This is a genomic window from Pseudomonas sp. SMV7, from assembly GCF_052041995.1.
Classification (GTDB): domain Bacteria; phylum Pseudomonadota; class Gammaproteobacteria; order Pseudomonadales; family Pseudomonadaceae; genus Aquipseudomonas.
This window is the reverse complement of the sequence record NZ_JBKGGT010000015.1, coordinates 115318-129407: the sequence shown is the minus strand read 5'-3', so window position 1 is coordinate 129407 and position 14090 is coordinate 115318. Positions and strand designations below refer to the sequence as shown.

13 protein-coding genes are annotated in these 14090 nt (G+C 64.2%); 8 read left to right on the top strand and 5 right to left on the bottom strand.

Annotated features, from left to right (window positions below):
- Positions 1 to 44 precede the first annotated feature (44 nt).
- The 3 genes from ACLEJP_RS18600 to ACLEJP_RS18590 all read left to right on the top strand — a co-directional run bounded on the left by ACLEJP_RS18600 (position 45) and on the right by ACLEJP_RS18590 (position 3737).
- Entirely contained in the window at positions 45 to 722 is a 678-nt protein-coding gene (locus tag ACLEJP_RS18600) for a response regulator (protein ID WP_186687979.1), read from the top strand.
- A complete protein-coding gene (locus tag ACLEJP_RS18595) occupies positions 719 to 2065 on the top strand; it encodes an ATP-binding protein (protein WP_440808664.1) in 1347 nt (448 codons plus the stop codon). Before ACLEJP_RS18600 ends, ACLEJP_RS18595 begins: the two co-directional genes overlap by 4 nt.
- A gap of 349 nt (positions 2066 to 2414) precedes the next feature.
- Entirely contained in the window at positions 2415 to 3737 is a 1323-nt protein-coding gene (locus ACLEJP_RS18590) for a dicarboxylate/amino acid:cation symporter (RefSeq protein WP_440808661.1), read from the top strand.
- Positions 3738 to 3833: 96 nt separating this feature from the next.
- On the opposite strand, the gene tsaA is transcribed toward ACLEJP_RS18590, so the two are convergent.
- From tsaA to ACLEJP_RS18570, 4 genes are all read right to left on the bottom strand, one after another.
- Entirely contained in the window at positions 3834 to 4526 is a 693-nt protein-coding gene (tsaA, locus tag ACLEJP_RS18585) for a tRNA (N6-threonylcarbamoyladenosine(37)-N6)-methyltransferase TrmO (protein ID WP_440808660.1), read from the bottom strand.
- 6 nt (positions 4527 to 4532) lie between these two features.
- The gene (locus tag ACLEJP_RS18580; protein ID WP_440808657.1) at positions 4533 to 4994 is read right to left on the bottom strand and encodes a DUF1456 family protein; all 462 of its coding nucleotides are present in this window, start codon (positions 4992 to 4994) and stop codon (positions 4533 to 4535) included.
- A 49-nt stretch (positions 4995 to 5043) separates the two neighbouring features.
- The gene (locus ACLEJP_RS18575; RefSeq protein WP_440808654.1) at positions 5044 to 5754 is read right to left on the bottom strand and encodes an rRNA pseudouridine synthase; all 711 of its coding nucleotides are present in this window, start codon (positions 5752 to 5754) and stop codon (positions 5044 to 5046) included.
- A gap of 78 nt (positions 5755 to 5832) precedes the next feature.
- Positions 5833 to 6285: a GNAT family N-acetyltransferase gene (locus ACLEJP_RS18570; protein ID WP_440808652.1), complete on the bottom strand. Its 453-nt coding sequence runs from the start codon at positions 6283 to 6285 to the stop codon at positions 5833 to 5835.
- Positions 6286 to 6482: 197 nt separating this feature from the next.
- Here ACLEJP_RS18570 and ACLEJP_RS18565 point away from each other — a divergent pair, with 197 nt between their 5' ends.
- From ACLEJP_RS18565 to ACLEJP_RS18550, 4 genes are all read left to right on the top strand, one after another.
- Positions 6483 to 7172 carry a hypothetical protein gene (locus ACLEJP_RS18565; protein WP_440808651.1) on the top strand — a complete coding sequence of 230 codons (690 nt, stop codon included), beginning with the start codon at positions 6483 to 6485 and terminating at the stop codon, positions 7170 to 7172.
- 77 nt (positions 7173 to 7249) lie between these two features.
- Positions 7250 to 8095, top strand: a complete 846-nt coding sequence (locus ACLEJP_RS18560; RefSeq protein ID WP_440808650.1) for a DUF6502 family protein — start codon at positions 7250 to 7252, stop codon at positions 8093 to 8095.
- The gene (locus ACLEJP_RS18555; protein WP_440808648.1) at positions 8092 to 9657 is read left to right on the top strand and encodes a DUF5666 domain-containing protein; all 1566 of its coding nucleotides are present in this window, start codon (positions 8092 to 8094) and stop codon (positions 9655 to 9657) included. The genes ACLEJP_RS18560 and ACLEJP_RS18555 overlap by 4 nt, the downstream gene beginning before the upstream one ends.
- 54 nt (positions 9658 to 9711) lie before the next feature.
- Entirely contained in the window at positions 9712 to 10455 is a 744-nt protein-coding gene (locus ACLEJP_RS18550) for a hypothetical protein (protein WP_440808646.1), read from the top strand.
- A gap of 74 nt (positions 10456 to 10529) precedes the next feature.
- Here the strand turns inward: ACLEJP_RS18550 and rimO are convergent, their stop codons facing one another.
- A complete protein-coding gene (rimO, locus tag ACLEJP_RS18545; protein WP_289131124.1) occupies positions 10530 to 11861 on the bottom strand; it encodes a 30S ribosomal protein S12 methylthiotransferase RimO in 1332 nt (443 codons plus the stop codon).
- 233 nt (positions 11862 to 12094) lie between these two features.
- Between rimO and ACLEJP_RS18540 the strand changes: the two genes are divergently transcribed.
- A complete protein-coding gene (locus ACLEJP_RS18540; RefSeq protein ID WP_440808644.1) occupies positions 12095 to 14005 on the top strand; it encodes a potassium transporter Kup in 1911 nt (636 codons plus the stop codon).
- Positions 14006 to 14090: the final 85 nt, after the last annotated feature.

The window sequence follows — 14090 nt, the reverse complement described above, 5'->3', positions numbered from 1 at the left end:
CCGCGAAAGGGCCGGTACAGGCAATACACATCAAGGAGCTGCACATGAAACTGCTGGTGGTCGAGGACGAAGCCCTGCTTCGCCATCACCTCTTTACCCGCCTGGGCGAAAGCGGCCATGTGGTCGAGGCCGTAGGCGATGCCGAGGAAGCGCTGTACCAGGCCGGGCAGTACCACTTCGACCTGGCCATCATCGACCTGGGCCTGCCCGGCATCAGCGGCCTGGAGCTGATCACCCGGCTGCGCAGCCAGGACCAGACCTTCCCCATCCTCATCCTCACCGCCCGTGGCAATTGGCAGGACAAGGTTGAAGGCCTGGCCGCCGGTGCCGACGATTACCTGGTCAAACCGTTCCAGTTCGAAGAGCTCGAGGCCCGCCTGAACGCGCTGCTGCGCCGCTCCAGCGGCTTCACCCAGTCGACCATTGCCGCCGGCCCCCTGGTACTCGACCTCAACCGCAAGCAGGCCAGCCTCGACGAACAGCCCCTGGCGCTGACCGCATACGAGTACCGTATCCTCGAATACCTCATGCGCCATCACCAGCAGGTGGTGGCCAAGGACCGCCTGATGGAACAGCTTTACCCGGGTGACGAGGAGCGCGACCCGAATGTCATCGAAGTGCTGGTTGGCCGCCTGCGCCGCAAGCTCGAGGGCGAGCGCGGCTTCAAACCCATCGACACCGTGCGCGGCCTGGGCTACCTGTTCACCGAGCGCTGCCGATGATGCGTTCCCTGCGGGTACGCCTGATGCTGGCGGCTGCGGTGCTGGCGCTGTTGTTCATGCTGGCGCTGTTGCCAGCCTTGCAGAAGGCCTTCAGCCTGGCCTTGCAGGAGTCGATCGAACAACGCCTGGCCTCGGACGTGACCACGCTGATTTCTGCCGCGCGCATCGAGCATGGCCAATTGCAGATGCCCACGCTGCTGCCGGATGAGCGCTACAACCTGCCGTACACCGGTCTGCTCGGCTATATCTTCGATCGCGACGGCAACCTGGTCTGGCAGTCGCGGGCCACCGCCGCGCAGAACGTCAACTACCGCCCGCGTTACGATGGCCGCGGCAACGAGTTCGCGCGCATTCGCCAGGCCGATGGCGAGGAGTTCTTCGTCTACGATGTCGAGATCAAGCTGCTGGGTGGCCAGAGCGCGGCCTATAGCATCGTCGCCCTGCAGCCGGTGCGCGAATACCAGCATACCCTCGACGGCTTGCGTGAAAAGCTCTACCTCGGTTTTGGCGCGGCCCTGCTGGCGCTGCTGGTGCTGCTGTGGGCCGGGCTGACCTGGGGCCTGCGTTCGTTGCGCCGGCTCAGCCGCGAGCTGGACGAGGTGGAGGCGGGGGCGCGCGATGGCCTGAGCGGTGAGCACCCGCGTGAACTGTTGCGCCTGACCGGCTCGTTGAACCGCCTGCTGCGCAGCGAGCGCGAGCAGCGCCAGCGCTACCGTGATTCGCTCGACGACCTGGCGCACAGCCTGAAGACGCCGTTGGCGGTGCTGCAAGGGGTGGGCGAAAGCCTGCAGCAGCGTAGCGGCGAGCGCGAGCAGGCGCGGGTGCTGCAAAGCCAGATCGAGCGCATGAGCCAGCAGATCGACTACCAGCTGCAACGCGCCAGCCTGCGCAAGAGTGGCCTGGTTCGCCACAGCGTGGCGTTGCGGCCGCTGCTCGACAGCCTGTGCAGCACCTTGGCCAAGGTCTATCGGGACAAACGGGTCAACGTGACCCTGCAACTGCCCGATGCGGCGCAGGTGCCGATGGAGCAGGCGGCGTTGCTGGAGCTGCTGGGCAACCTGCTGGAAAACGCCTACCGCCTGAGCCTGGGCCAGGTGCGGGTGAGCCTGGAGCAGGCGCCGGGGCAGTTGATCTTGTGTGTCGAGGATGATGGCCCAGGGGTGCCGGCCGATCAGCGTGAGCGCATTCTGGAGCGCGGGGAGCGGCTGGACAGCCAGCACCCGGGGCAGGGCATCGGGCTGGCGGTGGTCAAGGACATTGTCGACAGCTACGACGCGGCGTTGAGCCTGGGCGATTCGCTGCTGGGCGGCGCGGCGTTCAGGATCACCTTCCATCAGGATTGAACGCTCGCCTGTAGCGGCGCCTGCACGAGTGAACCCGTGAAAGGGCCGCTACAGGTAAACCCCGGCGGGCGGATTCCCGCCATTTACCCTGTACAAATCCCGCCACCGGGCGGAAATCCGCCAGCCTTGCTCAGCCAAAGCGCCCTGTCGTTGGGCGTTTATCCCCAGCAAATGCGGCACTTGCACCCTTGCTGGGCATTTTGGCACCACCCTTGCTATCGATCCTCGCAGAGGCCTGCCCAGGCAGCTCGAACACAACGACAAATCCCTCCGGGTGCAGGAGGGTTAGCGATTCAGGTGCCGCATCGCCCTGGGAAGGGTGAACCGGCACACTTGAGGAAATTAAGCCATGACGACACGTCAGCCGCTGTACAAATCCCTGTATGTCCAGGTGTTGGTCGCCATCACCATCGGCATCCTGCTCGGCCACTATTACCCGGAAACCGGCGTCGCCCTCAAACCCTTGGGTGACGGCTTCGTCAAACTGATCAAGATGGTCATCGCCCCGATCATCTTCTGTACCGTGGTCAGCGGCATCGCCGGCATGCAGAGCATGAAGTCGGTCGGCAAGACGGGCGGCTACGCGCTGCTGTACTTTGAAATCGTCTCCACCATCGCCCTGATCATCGGCCTGGTAGTCGTCAACGTGGTCCAGCCGGGCGCTGGCATGCACATCGACGTCAACACCCTGAACGCCAGCAGCGTGGCTGCCTATGCCGCCGCCGGCGCGCAGCAGACTACCGTCGGCTTCCTGCTCAACGTCATCCCCAACACTGTGGTCGGCGCCTTCGCCAATGGCGACATCCTGCAGGTGCTGATGTTCTCCGTGCTATTCGGTTTCGCCTTGCACCGCCTGGGCAGCTACGGCAAGCCGGTGCTGGACCTGATCGACCGCTTCGCCCATGTCATGTTCAACATCATCAACATGATCATGAAGCTGGCCCCGATCGGTGCCTTCGGCGCCATGGCCTTCACCATCGGCCAGTACGGCGTTGGCTCGCTGGTGCAGCTGGGCTACCTGATGGCCTGCTTCTACATCACCTGCCTGCTGTTCGTGCTGGTGGTGCTGGGTGGCATCTGCCGCGCGCATGGTTTCAGCGTGCTCAAGCTGATCCGCTATATCCGTGAAGAACTGCTGATCGTGCTGGGTACTTCCTCCTCGGAATCGGCCCTGCCACGCATGCTGGCCAAGATGGAACGCCTGGGTGCGAAAAAGTCGGTGGTTGGCCTGGTCATTCCGACCGGCTACTCGTTCAACCTGGACGGCACCTCGATCTACCTGACCATGGCTGCGGTATTCATTGCCCAGGCCACTGACACCACCATGGACATCACTCACCAGATCACCTTGCTGCTGGTGCTGCTGGTGGCTTCCAAAGGTGCTGCCGGCGTTACCGGTTCGGGCTTCATCGTCCTGGCTGCGACCCTGTCCGCCGTCGGCCACCTGCCGGTTGCCGGCCTGGCGCTGATCCTCGGCATCGACCGCTTCATGTCCGAGGCTCGCGCGCTGACCAACCTGGTGGGCAACGCTGTGGCTACCGTGGTCGTGGCCAAGTGGGTCAAGGAAATGGACAACGACAAGCTGGCCTCGGAGCTGGCCTCCGGTGGTTCGCCGCTGGTCGATAACCGTCCAACCGACGACCTGGGCGTTGCTGAAGGCCCGGCTCGTTGATCACGCTGCAGTAAACGAAAAGGCGACCCAAGGGTCGCCTTTTTCGTGCCTGCGCGGCCCTTTGGTAGCAGCGGCCACGTCCAGCCGGGTCGGAGATCAGGCGGGCACTACCTCCAGCACCCGGATCACCTCCGGCTGCGGGTAATGCCAGCGCACCTGCACATCCCAGAACTTCACCCCATACACCCGCTCCGCCGCGGGCACCTGATAGGCCGGCCGTGGATCCTGCGCCAGGCATTGCTCGATCAGCTCCACCACCGGTTCCCCCAGGCGCAAGGCATGTTCGCGGGCCTGGGGCAGGGCATTGTCGCTCCACTGCACGCTGATCGCGGCGGGGGCTTCGCTGGCCATCTGGTTGCTGGCGCCGGCGATGCTGTCGGCGTAGGGCACATACGGCTTGATGTCCAGCACCGGCGTGCCATCGAGCAGGTCGATCCCGGACAGCAGCAGGCGCCCGGGCTCCACGCCCTCGAGGCGCACCACCGATTGGCCGATGCCATTGGGCCTGTGCGTCGCGCGGGTGGCGAACACACCCATGCTCTTGTTGCCGCCCAGGCGCGGTGGGCGCACCTTCAGGCGTGGCTTGTCTTCCAGCGCCTGGTGGAACAGGAACAGCAGCCAGACATGGCTGACCTGCTCCAGGCCCGCGACCGCATCGCCCTGGTCGAACGGCGGCAACAGCTCGAGCACGCCGCGAGCGGCGGGCGCCAGCTGTGGCTGGCGCGGGATGGCGAACTTCTCCTTGAAACAGGAGCGGACGATACCGACCGGAACAACCGTATGCTGCATGGCCGTTCAGCCACGTACGCGCAGGGTCAGGCCCTTGAGGAAGTTGCGCAGCAACTGGTCGCCACACGGGCGATAGTTGTCGTGGCCGACCTTGCGGAACAGTGCGCTGAGCTCGGGTTTGCTGACCGGGAAATTGACCGACTTGAGGATGGCATGCAGGTCATCTTCCTTGAGCTCGAAGGCTACCCGCAGCTTCTTCAGGATCAGGTTGTTGGTCACCGGCAGTTCGATCGGCTGCGGCGGGCGGCTGTCGTCCTTGCCACGGCGGTGGATCACCAGGCCGTCGAGAAAGTGCGCCATGACCCGCTCCGGGCAACGCACGAAGCCTTCCTCGTCTTCCTTCTTCAGGTAGGTGGCCAGCACCAGGGGATGCACCTCGAGGCCGGTTAGCCCGATGATCTCGGCCATCTTGGCGTCGTTCACCTTGAGCATGTAGCGCAGGCTGCGCAGGACGTCGTTGTGGTTCATTGCTGCAGAATCCTGTTCAGGTGCCGCGCCTGCGGGCGCGGCGTATTGCTTAGAAACGTTCGGTAGCGGCCAGGTAGCGCCACTGGCCCAGCGGCAGCTTGCCCATCGACACACCGCCCAGGCGGATGCGGCGCATGCTGACCAGCTCCAGGCGCAGGTACGCGCACAGCTCGGCAACCTGCCCTGGCTGCGGGTTCTTCAGGGCCAGGCGCAGGTGGGTCTCGTTCTGCCAGCTGGCCTTGGCCCTGGGCAGCTCGCGGTCATTGCGGGTGGCACCGCGTGCCAGGCGCTCCAGCGCCTGGGGCGTGGTCTCGCCGCGCACTTCAACGATGAACTCCTGCTCCAGGCGGCGCAGGTCGGCGTCGATCTTGCGGGTTACCCGCCAGTCCTGGGTGAATACCTGCAGGCCGCTGGCGCCCGGCTCCAGCGGAGCCACGCAGGCCTGCCGGGCAAAGTGCCCGTGCAGGGCGCGCACGCCTTCGCGATGGGCCTCGCTGAGGTTGCTCATGTTCATCTCGGCGCGGGCGGCTTCGCTGCTCATGCCTGCCGGCTGGTTCAGCAGCAAGGTGACCGGCTCCAGCGTTTCGGCGCGGGCGCCAGGCAGCAGCTCGACGCGCTGCTGCGCGACCTTGAACTGCGGTTGTTCGACCACCAGGCCATCGACCGTGACCCAGCCGCCTTCGATATACAGCTCGGCCTCGCGGCGGGAGCAGCCGAGCTGCTCGATAAGGCGTTTGGACAGGCGGACGGGTTCGGACATGACAGGGATTTCGCAAAGGCTGGGAAAGACTTGCATTGTACCTGCCCGCGCGCCAGAGGGGCTGGGAATCTCTGTCATTTACGCCATTTTGCGCAGCCGCATGTGCAGCAGAGGGTAGGGTTGGCCAAGGCCATCGGTTTCCGAACGGCCGATCACCTCGAAACCTTCATGCAGGTAGAAGCCCAGGGCCTGCGGATTCTGTTCATTGACGTCCAGGCGCTCGGCATTCAGCTCATCGATCGCATAGTGCAGAAGGCGTTTGCCAACCCCTTTGCCACGGTAATCCGGGGCGACGAACAGCATGTCCAGGCGCCCGCTGGCGACCCCGGCGAAGCCACAGATGCGCTGGCGATCCCGGCAGCAGACCAGCATCACCGCGTCGAGGTAGCGGCGCAGCACGTGTTCGCGCAGCAGCAGGATGTAGCCCTCCGGGAGAAAGTCGTGGGTGGCGCGTACCGAGTCCTCCCATACCTGAACCAGCTCGCCATAGTCCTTCAAGCGCGGGGTATGCAACGTCATTGCCGACTGCATGCTGGTGCTCCTCCATGCGATAGGGAAAACATAGCAGGCCAACCACCGGTCAGCTTTTCGGCGTAGCGCTTGAAGGCCGAGGTCTCGAGGGCTATTAGTTAACTGTGGGAAAAAATCCCACGCAAGGAGCGACAAGAACTGAACAGGATTCCCGGCTTGATTTGGCGTTTCTCGTGGCGACGACCTGGAGACGTAACATGCAAATCCATACGCTGTTCAAGAAAGCTCTATTGGCGACCGCTGTTGCTGGCGTGCTGTCAGCGTCCACGGTGTTGATCCCTGATTCGATTTTTCATGATTCCATTGCCTATGCCAAAGATGGCAGTGGTGGCGGTGGCCACGGTGGCGGTGGCGGAAGTGGCGGCGGTGGCCACGGTGGCGGTGGCGGAAGTGGCGGCGGTGGCCACGGCGGCGGTGGCGGAAGTGGCGGCGGTGGCCACGGCGGCGGTGGCGGAAGTGGTGGCGGTGGCGGCCACGGCGGCGGTGGCGGAAGTGGTGGCGGTAGTGGCAGCGGCGGTGGCGGCCATGGTAGTGGCAGTGGCCACGGCAGCGGCGGCGATGGCGGCGGGCATGCCGGCCACAGTGGCAGCGGCCACGGCGATGCCGGCCAGTCGAACTCGGGCCGCAGTGGCGACCATGCTGAGGCGGGTGACGATCATGGCAATCATGTTGGTGGTGAGCCCGGGGACGATCATGGCAATCACGTCGGCGGTGAGCCCGGTGATGATCATGGCAATCATGTCGGCGGGGAGCCTGGCGATGATGATGGTGATCACGTTGGCGGCGAACCTGGTGATGATCGCGGCGATCACGTGGGTGGCGAACCGGGCGATGACCGTGGCGTTGATGTCGGCGACCATGACGCAGATGACGACAGCAGGGGCTGAATGGCACTGATCTGAAGTGGCCCATACAAAACCCAGCGGACGGGTTTTGTATGTTTATCCGTCAAGGAATGCACGCAATGCAACCGACCACGTTACCCCCGTCGATGTTAAGCGCACTGCAGCGCGTGATGCGCCCGCTGGTGCGCCTGATGCTGCGCAAGGGGGTTACCTACAGCGTGTTCGCCGACCTGCTCAAGGAGGTGTTCGTCGACGTGGCCCATCGCGAATTCCGCCTGGACGGCACAGCACCCACCGACAGCCGCATCAGCCTGCTCACTGGCGTGCATCGCAAGGATGTACGGCGCTTGCGCAGCGAAGGCGACACGACGATGGCGAAGCTGCCGGAGAACATCACCTTCGGCGCCCAACTGGTCAATATGTGGGCCAACAGCAAGCCGTTCTGCTCGGCGCCTGGCCATGCGTTGCCATTGCCGCGCCTGGCAAGCGCCGGCGGCGAGCGTTCCTTCGATGCCCTGGTGGCAAAGATCAGCACCGACATCCGCGGGCGGGTGGTGCTGGACGAGTGGTTGCGCCTGGGCATCGTCCGCCTGGACGAGCATGACTGTGTCCACCTTGAGGCCCAGGCGTTCGTGCCGCAAAAGGGCTTTGAGGAAAAGACCGCGTATTTTGGCCACAACCTGCATGACCACGCCTGTGCAGCGGTGCACAACCTGAGTGGCGAAGGCCCGCCATTCTTTGAGCGCAGTGTGCACTATGACGCCCTGAGCCCGGCCAGTGTCGAGCAACTGCGAGACGTGGTGGCCCGCGATGGCATGCAGACGCTACTTGCCTTCAGTCGCCTCGCATCTGAGCTGGAAGGTGTCGACGTGCCGACTGTCGAGCAACGTCAGCGCATCACGGTCGGGCTTTATTTCTACACTGAAGCGACCGACCCCGAATTATCGAAGACCCCGGAGCCATGACCTATTTCACGCGCTGCTTCAGTGTCGTCACGCTGGTCCTGGGTTGCGGGCTGAGCCTGCTGGCGCCTGCCGAGGTGGCTGCGGCACCGGTTTGTGTCAGCCGTGACGAAGCAGGCATGGCGGGTGCGGCGGGCTTGCAGGCGCCGGGCGGTACTGGCGGTACCGGGGCCAGGACCGGCGGTGCCGGCGGTACGGGGGCGCGCAGCGAGAACGGTGGGGTGGGCGGTACCGGTGCGCCAATCCTGCGCCCGGGCGGTAGCGGGGGCACCGGCATCGTCGGCACCATCACCGGGTTTGCCTCGATCTGCGTCAATGGCTTGGAGGTGCACTACGGCAAGGACGTACCCGTGAGTGAAAACGGTACGCCTGCCAGCAGCGCCCAACTGGCAATCGGGCAGGTGGTCGCGGTGGAGGCATTCGCCAGCAAGGGCCGCCTGCAAGCAGGACGCATCGCGATCCTGAATGTTTACGAAGGGCCGCTGACGGCGCTGCCCAGTGCTTCGGCCCCGCTGCGGGTAATGGGCCAGCCAGTGCGCCTTGCCAGCGGGGCGCGGGTGGCGGAAGGGTTGCGCCCGGGTGAGCCGGTCAGGGTCAGCGGGCTGCGCGATGCCAGGGGCGAAGTGCTGGCCAGCCGTATCGAACGGGCACCGGGGCTCAGGCAGGCCAGTGCCATTGGTGCGGTCGACCGTAGCGGCAGCCTGCAGGGCTTGAAGCTGGGAACGCGTGTGGCACCTGCGCGCGAAGTGTTGGTGCGCGGGCAGTGGACCGGGCGCCAGCTGGAGGTGGCGCAAAGCCGTCCGGACCCGAGCCTGCCTTTCGCTGGCCGTGTGCAGAGGGTGGTGATCGAGGGGCTGGTGCAGCGTCAGCAGGCACAACAACTGGTGGTTGCAGGCATCCAGGTGACGCTGGGCCAGGACACCGTGATCGTCGGCAAGCAGCCAGGAGCCTTCGCGCTAGACCAGCGCGTTCGGGTGAGTGGCATATTCAACGGGCCGCATGAACTGCGGGCAAGCCGTGTCGAGCTGCAGGACGCGCGTGCCGACAACCCGGACAGGGGGCATGCACAACCGCCTGGCGAGCACGGCAGCAGAGATTCGGAAGGCTCCGAAAACAGCGGCCATGGCAGTGGCGATGCGGACCGTGCCCGCGATGCCGGTGACGATCACAGTGGTCCCGGCGCGGTGGAGGGTTCCAGCGGGCATGACAGCAGCGTGGGCGTGGACAGGTCCGGCAGCTCAGCCCCGGTCGAGACCGTGCTGCGGCCCGAAAGCGGCAGTGGCCGTTCTGGCCATGTAGAGAAGGTCGAGCTTGAAAGGGTCGAGAGGGTCGAGAAGGTAGAAAAGGCCGCGAAGCCGGAAAAAGTCGAGAAGGTGGAGCGGATCGAAAACGCCGGAAAAGCAGAACGGCCCGAGAAGGTAGAAAAGGTCGAGAAGCCTGAAACGCTGGAGAAAGTGGAAAAAGTCGAAAAAGTGGAGAAGGTAGAGGTACTGGAAAAAGTCGAGAGGCCCGAAACACTGGAAACCAGCGGAAAAGTCGAGCATCCGGAGCGGTCCGGCCATTAGCCAACTACGCTAGGTAGGTCCGACCACACATTCCGACGGGATGCCGAGGTGAAGATGAGGCCCGCGCTCGCTCTTTTTGCCTGCATGCTCTCCACTGCGCCGGCCTTGGCCGATACCTTCAGCGCCGCGATCGGCATGGATTATTCCAGCGGCGACTATGGCACCGGGACCACCTCGGAAATCTGGTACGTGCCGGTTATCGGCAAGTATGAAACCGGCCCCATGACCTACAAGGTCAGCGTACCTTGGTTGCGCATCACCAACCCCGAAGTAGGGCCGAATGGCGACCCCTTGCCCGGTGGCTGCCACGCTGTGGAAAGCGGGTTGGGCGATACGGTAGCCAGCGCCGGTTACGCCTTGCTCGACGGGGCTGACGGCGGCCTGCTGCTGGACCTGATCGGCAAGGTCAAGTTTCCCACGGCTGATGAAGACCAGTGCCTGGGCACGGGTGAGTACGACTACACGGGCCAGGTAGACGTTGCCAGGGCGTTCGGGCCGGTGACCGGCTTCGCGACCCTGGGCTGGAAGAAGTTCGGCGACCCGCCCGACAGCGATTTCGATGATCCTTTTTTTGCCAGCCTCGGCTTCGCCCTGCCTGTGGCCTTGCGCACTTCGGCGGGCGCCTCCTACGACTGGCGGCAGAAAGTCGTGTCGACGGGCGCGCAGATCCGCGAACTGACCCTGTTCCTGACCCACAAGCTCAACCAGGAGTGGAAGGTGCAGCTCTACGCGGTCAAAGGCTTCTCTGATGCCAGCCCCGACGCAGAGGGCGGCCTGATGCTGTTTCACACGTTCTGACGAAAAAGCCCCTGCGCCGGTTGTTTCCTTGTCAGGAAATGCCAGCGCAGGGGCCTTTCATGCTTCAGCCGGGGTCAGACGGGTTCAGCCCACATGTCGTACTCGTCGGCATCCACCACCCGGCAACGCACCTTGTCACCGGGCTTGAAGCCATGGTCGCCGTCGATGAACACGCTGCCGTCGATTTCCGGTGCATCGAAGAAGCTGCGACCCACCGAGCCCTGCTCTTCGACTTCGTCGATCAGCACGTCGATTTCCTTGCCGATACGCAGCTGCAAGCGGGCAGCACTGATCGCCTGCTGGTGCGCCATGAAACGGTCCCAACGCGCCTGCTTGACGTCGTCTGGCACTTCTTCCAGGCCCAGGTCGTTGGCCGGGGCGCCTTCCACCGGCGAGTACTGGAAGCAGCCCACGCGGTCCAGCTGGGCTTCGGTCAGCCAGTCAAGCAGGTACTGGAAGTCTTCCTCGGTCTCGCCCGGGAAGCCGACGATGAAGGTGGAACGGATCACCAGCTCCGGGCATTGCTCGCGCCAGTGCTTGATACGTGCCAGGGTGCGGTCCTCGAACGCCGGGCGCTTCATGGCCTTGAGCACTTTCGGGCTGGCATGCTGGAACGGGATGTCCAGGTACGGCAGGATCTTGCCGGCGGCCATCAGCGGGATCACGTCATCGACGTTCGGGTACGGGTAGACATAATGCAGGCGTACCCAGGCGCCCAGGCTGCTCAGGGCTTCGCACAGCTCGAGCATGCGGGTCTTGACCGGGCGGCCATTCCAGAAGTCGGTCTTGTACTTGACGTCGACGCCGTAGGCGCTGGTGTCCTGGGAAATCACCAGGATTTCCTTGACCCCGGCCTTGACCAGGCGCTCGGCCTCGCTCAGCACTTCGCCTACCGGGCGGCTGACCAGCTTGCCGCGCATCGACGGAATGATGCAGAAGCTGCAGCTGTGGTTGCAGCCTTCGGAAATTTTCAGGTACGCATAGTGACGCGGGGTCAGTTTGACGCCTTGTGGCGGTACCAGGTCGATCAGCGGGTTGTGGTCCTGGCGCGGCGGTACCACTTCGTGCACGGCATTGACCACCTGCTCGTACTGCTGCGGGCCGGTGACCGACAGCACGCTCGGGTGCACGTCCCGGATGCTGCCTTCCTCGACACCCATGCAGCCGGTGACGATGACCTTGCCGTTTTCCTTGATCGCTTCGCCGATCACTTCCAGCGACTCGGCCTTGGCGCTGTCGATGAAGCCGCAGGTGTTGACCACCACCACGTCGGCGTCCTCATAGGTGGGCACGACTTCATAGCCTTCCATGCGCAACTGGGTCAGGATGCGCTCGGAATCGACCAGGGCTTTCGGGCAACCCAGGCTTACGAAACCTACCTTGGGGGTGGCGGGCGTGGTGGACATGACTAACCTCGGTATTGAATACAGTCGCCCGGCCGGAAGCGGGGGCGATCTTGACGGGCGCTTTTGGCGCCTCTGATCAAAAAGTGCGCAATTCTAGCGAGCACTGCGTCGCTTGACCAGCAGAAATACGACGAACGCTGCGCTATGCTTCGCGCCATTGCGCCAGGTTGCAGGCCAGCCTGGGCAGGAATTGAGAATACCAAGGTCTACAAGGCCGTCTGCGGGAGTGGTCGATGGTTCAGGCAAGCAGTCACGCCGAGGGCGGGCACGAGGGGAAGCAGGGCGCGACACGGTCGCTGAGCCTGCTGGTGGCAGCGGTCGGGGTGGTTTATGGCGATATCGGTACCAGCCCGTTATATACCCTCAAGGAAGTCTTCACCGGCGGTTACGGGGTGCCGGTCAACCATGACGGCGTGCTGGGGATTCTGTCGCTGATCCTCTGGTCGCTGTTATGGGTGGTGTCGTTCAAGTACGTGATGTTCATCCTGCGTGCCGACAACCAGGGCGAAGGCGGCACCATGGCGCTGACCGCACTGGCACGGCGAGCCACGGCGGCCTATCCGCGTTTGCAGACGTTGATGGTGGTGTGCGGGTTGATAGGCGCCTCGCTGTTCTATGGCGACAGCATGATCACCCCGGCCGTGTCGGTCCTGTCGGCGGTGGAGGGCATGGGCCTGGCATTCGAAGGCATTGACCACTGGGTGGTGCCGATTTCGCTGGTGATACTGGTAGCGCTGTTCCTGGTGCAGAAGCACGGCACCGACAAGATCGGCAAGCTGTTCGGCCCGATCATGGTCACCTGGTTCGTGGCGCTGGGCACGCTGGGGGTGTATGGCATCGCGCAGAGCCCGGAAGTGCTCAAGGCGTTCAACCCGGCCTGGGCAGTGAATTTCTTCGTGGTTCACCCCGGCATGGGCGTGGCCATTCTTGGTGCGGTGGTGCTGGCGCTGACCGGTGCCGAGGCGCTGTATGCCGACATGGGCCACTTCGGCCGCAAGCCGATCGCCCGGGCCTGGTTCGCCCTGGTGCTGCCAGCGCTGGTGCTCAACTACTTTGGCCAGGGCGCATTGCTGCTGCAGGACCCGGAGGCGGCACGCAACCCGTTCTACCTGCTGGCGCCTGGCTGGGCGCTGCTGCCGATGGTCGGCCTGGCGACCATGGCCACGGTGATCGCTTCGCAGGCGGTGATCTCCGGGGCGTTCTCGCTGACCCGCCAGGCCATCCAGCTGGGCTATATCCCGCGCATGCAGATCCAGCACACCTCCAGTGACGAACAGGGGCAGATCTACATCGGCGCGATCAACTGGACGCTGATGGTCGGCGTGGTTCTGCTGGTGCTCGGTTTCGAGTCATCCGGTGCCCTGGCGGCGGCCTACGGCGTGGCAGTGACCGGTACCATGCTGATGACCACCATCCTGGTTTCGGCGGTGATGCTGCTGCTGTGGAAATGGCCGCCCGTGCTGGCGGTGCCGATCCTGGTGGGTTTCCTGCTGGTCGATGGGCTGTACTTTGCTGCCAACGTGCCGAAGATCGTTCAGGGTGGTGCCTTCCCGGTATTGGCGGGGGGCGTGCTGTACCTGTTGATGAGCACCTGGAAGCGCGGCAAGCAGATCCTGGTGGAGCGTATCGACGAAGGCGCGTTGCCGCTGCAGCTGTTCATCAGCAGTATCCGCATCCAGCCGCCGCACCGGGTCGAAGGCACGGCGGTGTTCCTCACCGCGCGCTCCGATGCCGTACCCCATGCGCTGTTGCACAACATGCTGCATAACCAGGTGCTGCACAGCCAGGTGGTGCTGTTGACGGTGGTCAACGAGGACCGGCCGCGGGTGCCGGAGCAGGAGCGTTTCGAGGTGGAGGCCTATGGTGAAGGGTTCTTCCGCGTGCTGCTGCACTTCGGCTTCATGGATGAACCGGATGTGCCGGCGGCGTTGCGCCTGTGCCACCTGGATGAACTGGACTTCACCCCGATGCGTACCACCTATTTCCTCAGCCGCGAGACGGTGATCGCATCGCGGCTGGAGGGCATGTCGCGTTGGCGCGGCAACCTGTTCGCGTTTCTGCTGAAGAATGCCAACGGTAACCTGCGCTTCTTCAACCTGCCGTTGAACCGGGTGATCGAATTAGGGACCCAGGTCGAGATCTGATTTCCAGGGCAGGCGCGGGCACTCACACCTACCTGTAGGAGCGGATTTATCCGCGACGCAGGCGACGCGGTGGCCGGCGCCGGCT

Coding starts and splice junctions, on each gene's coding strand:
- ACLEJP_RS18600 (WP_186687979.1), top strand. CDS start 45: ATGAAACTGCTGGTGGTCGAGGACGAAGCCCTGCTTCGCCATCACCTC.
- ACLEJP_RS18595 (WP_440808664.1), top strand. CDS start 719: ATGATGCGTTCCCTGCGGGTACGCCTGATGCTGGCGGCTGCGGTGCTG.
- ACLEJP_RS18590 (WP_440808661.1), top strand. CDS start 2,415: ATGACGACACGTCAGCCGCTGTACAAATCCCTGTATGTCCAGGTGTTG.
- tsaA (WP_440808660.1), bottom strand. CDS start 4,526: ATGCAGCATACGGTTGTTCCGGTCGGTATCGTCCGCTCCTGTTTCAAG.
- ACLEJP_RS18580 (WP_440808657.1), bottom strand. CDS start 4,994: ATGAACCACAACGACGTCCTGCGCAGCCTGCGCTACATGCTCAAGGTG.
- ACLEJP_RS18575 (WP_440808654.1), bottom strand. CDS start 5,754: ATGTCCGAACCCGTCCGCCTGTCCAAACGCCTTATCGAGCAGCTCGGC.
- ACLEJP_RS18570 (WP_440808652.1), bottom strand. CDS start 6,285: ATGCAGTCGGCAATGACGTTGCATACCCCGCGCTTGAAGGACTATGGC.
- ACLEJP_RS18565 (WP_440808651.1), top strand. CDS start 6,483: ATGCAAATCCATACGCTGTTCAAGAAAGCTCTATTGGCGACCGCTGTT.
- ACLEJP_RS18560 (WP_440808650.1), top strand. CDS start 7,250: ATGCAACCGACCACGTTACCCCCGTCGATGTTAAGCGCACTGCAGCGC.
- ACLEJP_RS18555 (WP_440808648.1), top strand. CDS start 8,092: ATGACCTATTTCACGCGCTGCTTCAGTGTCGTCACGCTGGTCCTGGGT.
- ACLEJP_RS18550 (WP_440808646.1), top strand. CDS start 9,712: ATGAGGCCCGCGCTCGCTCTTTTTGCCTGCATGCTCTCCACTGCGCCG.
- rimO (WP_289131124.1), bottom strand. CDS start 11,861: ATGTCCACCACGCCCGCCACCCCCAAGGTAGGTTTCGTAAGCCTGGGT.
- ACLEJP_RS18540 (WP_440808644.1), top strand. CDS start 12,095: ATGGTTCAGGCAAGCAGTCACGCCGAGGGCGGGCACGAGGGGAAGCAG.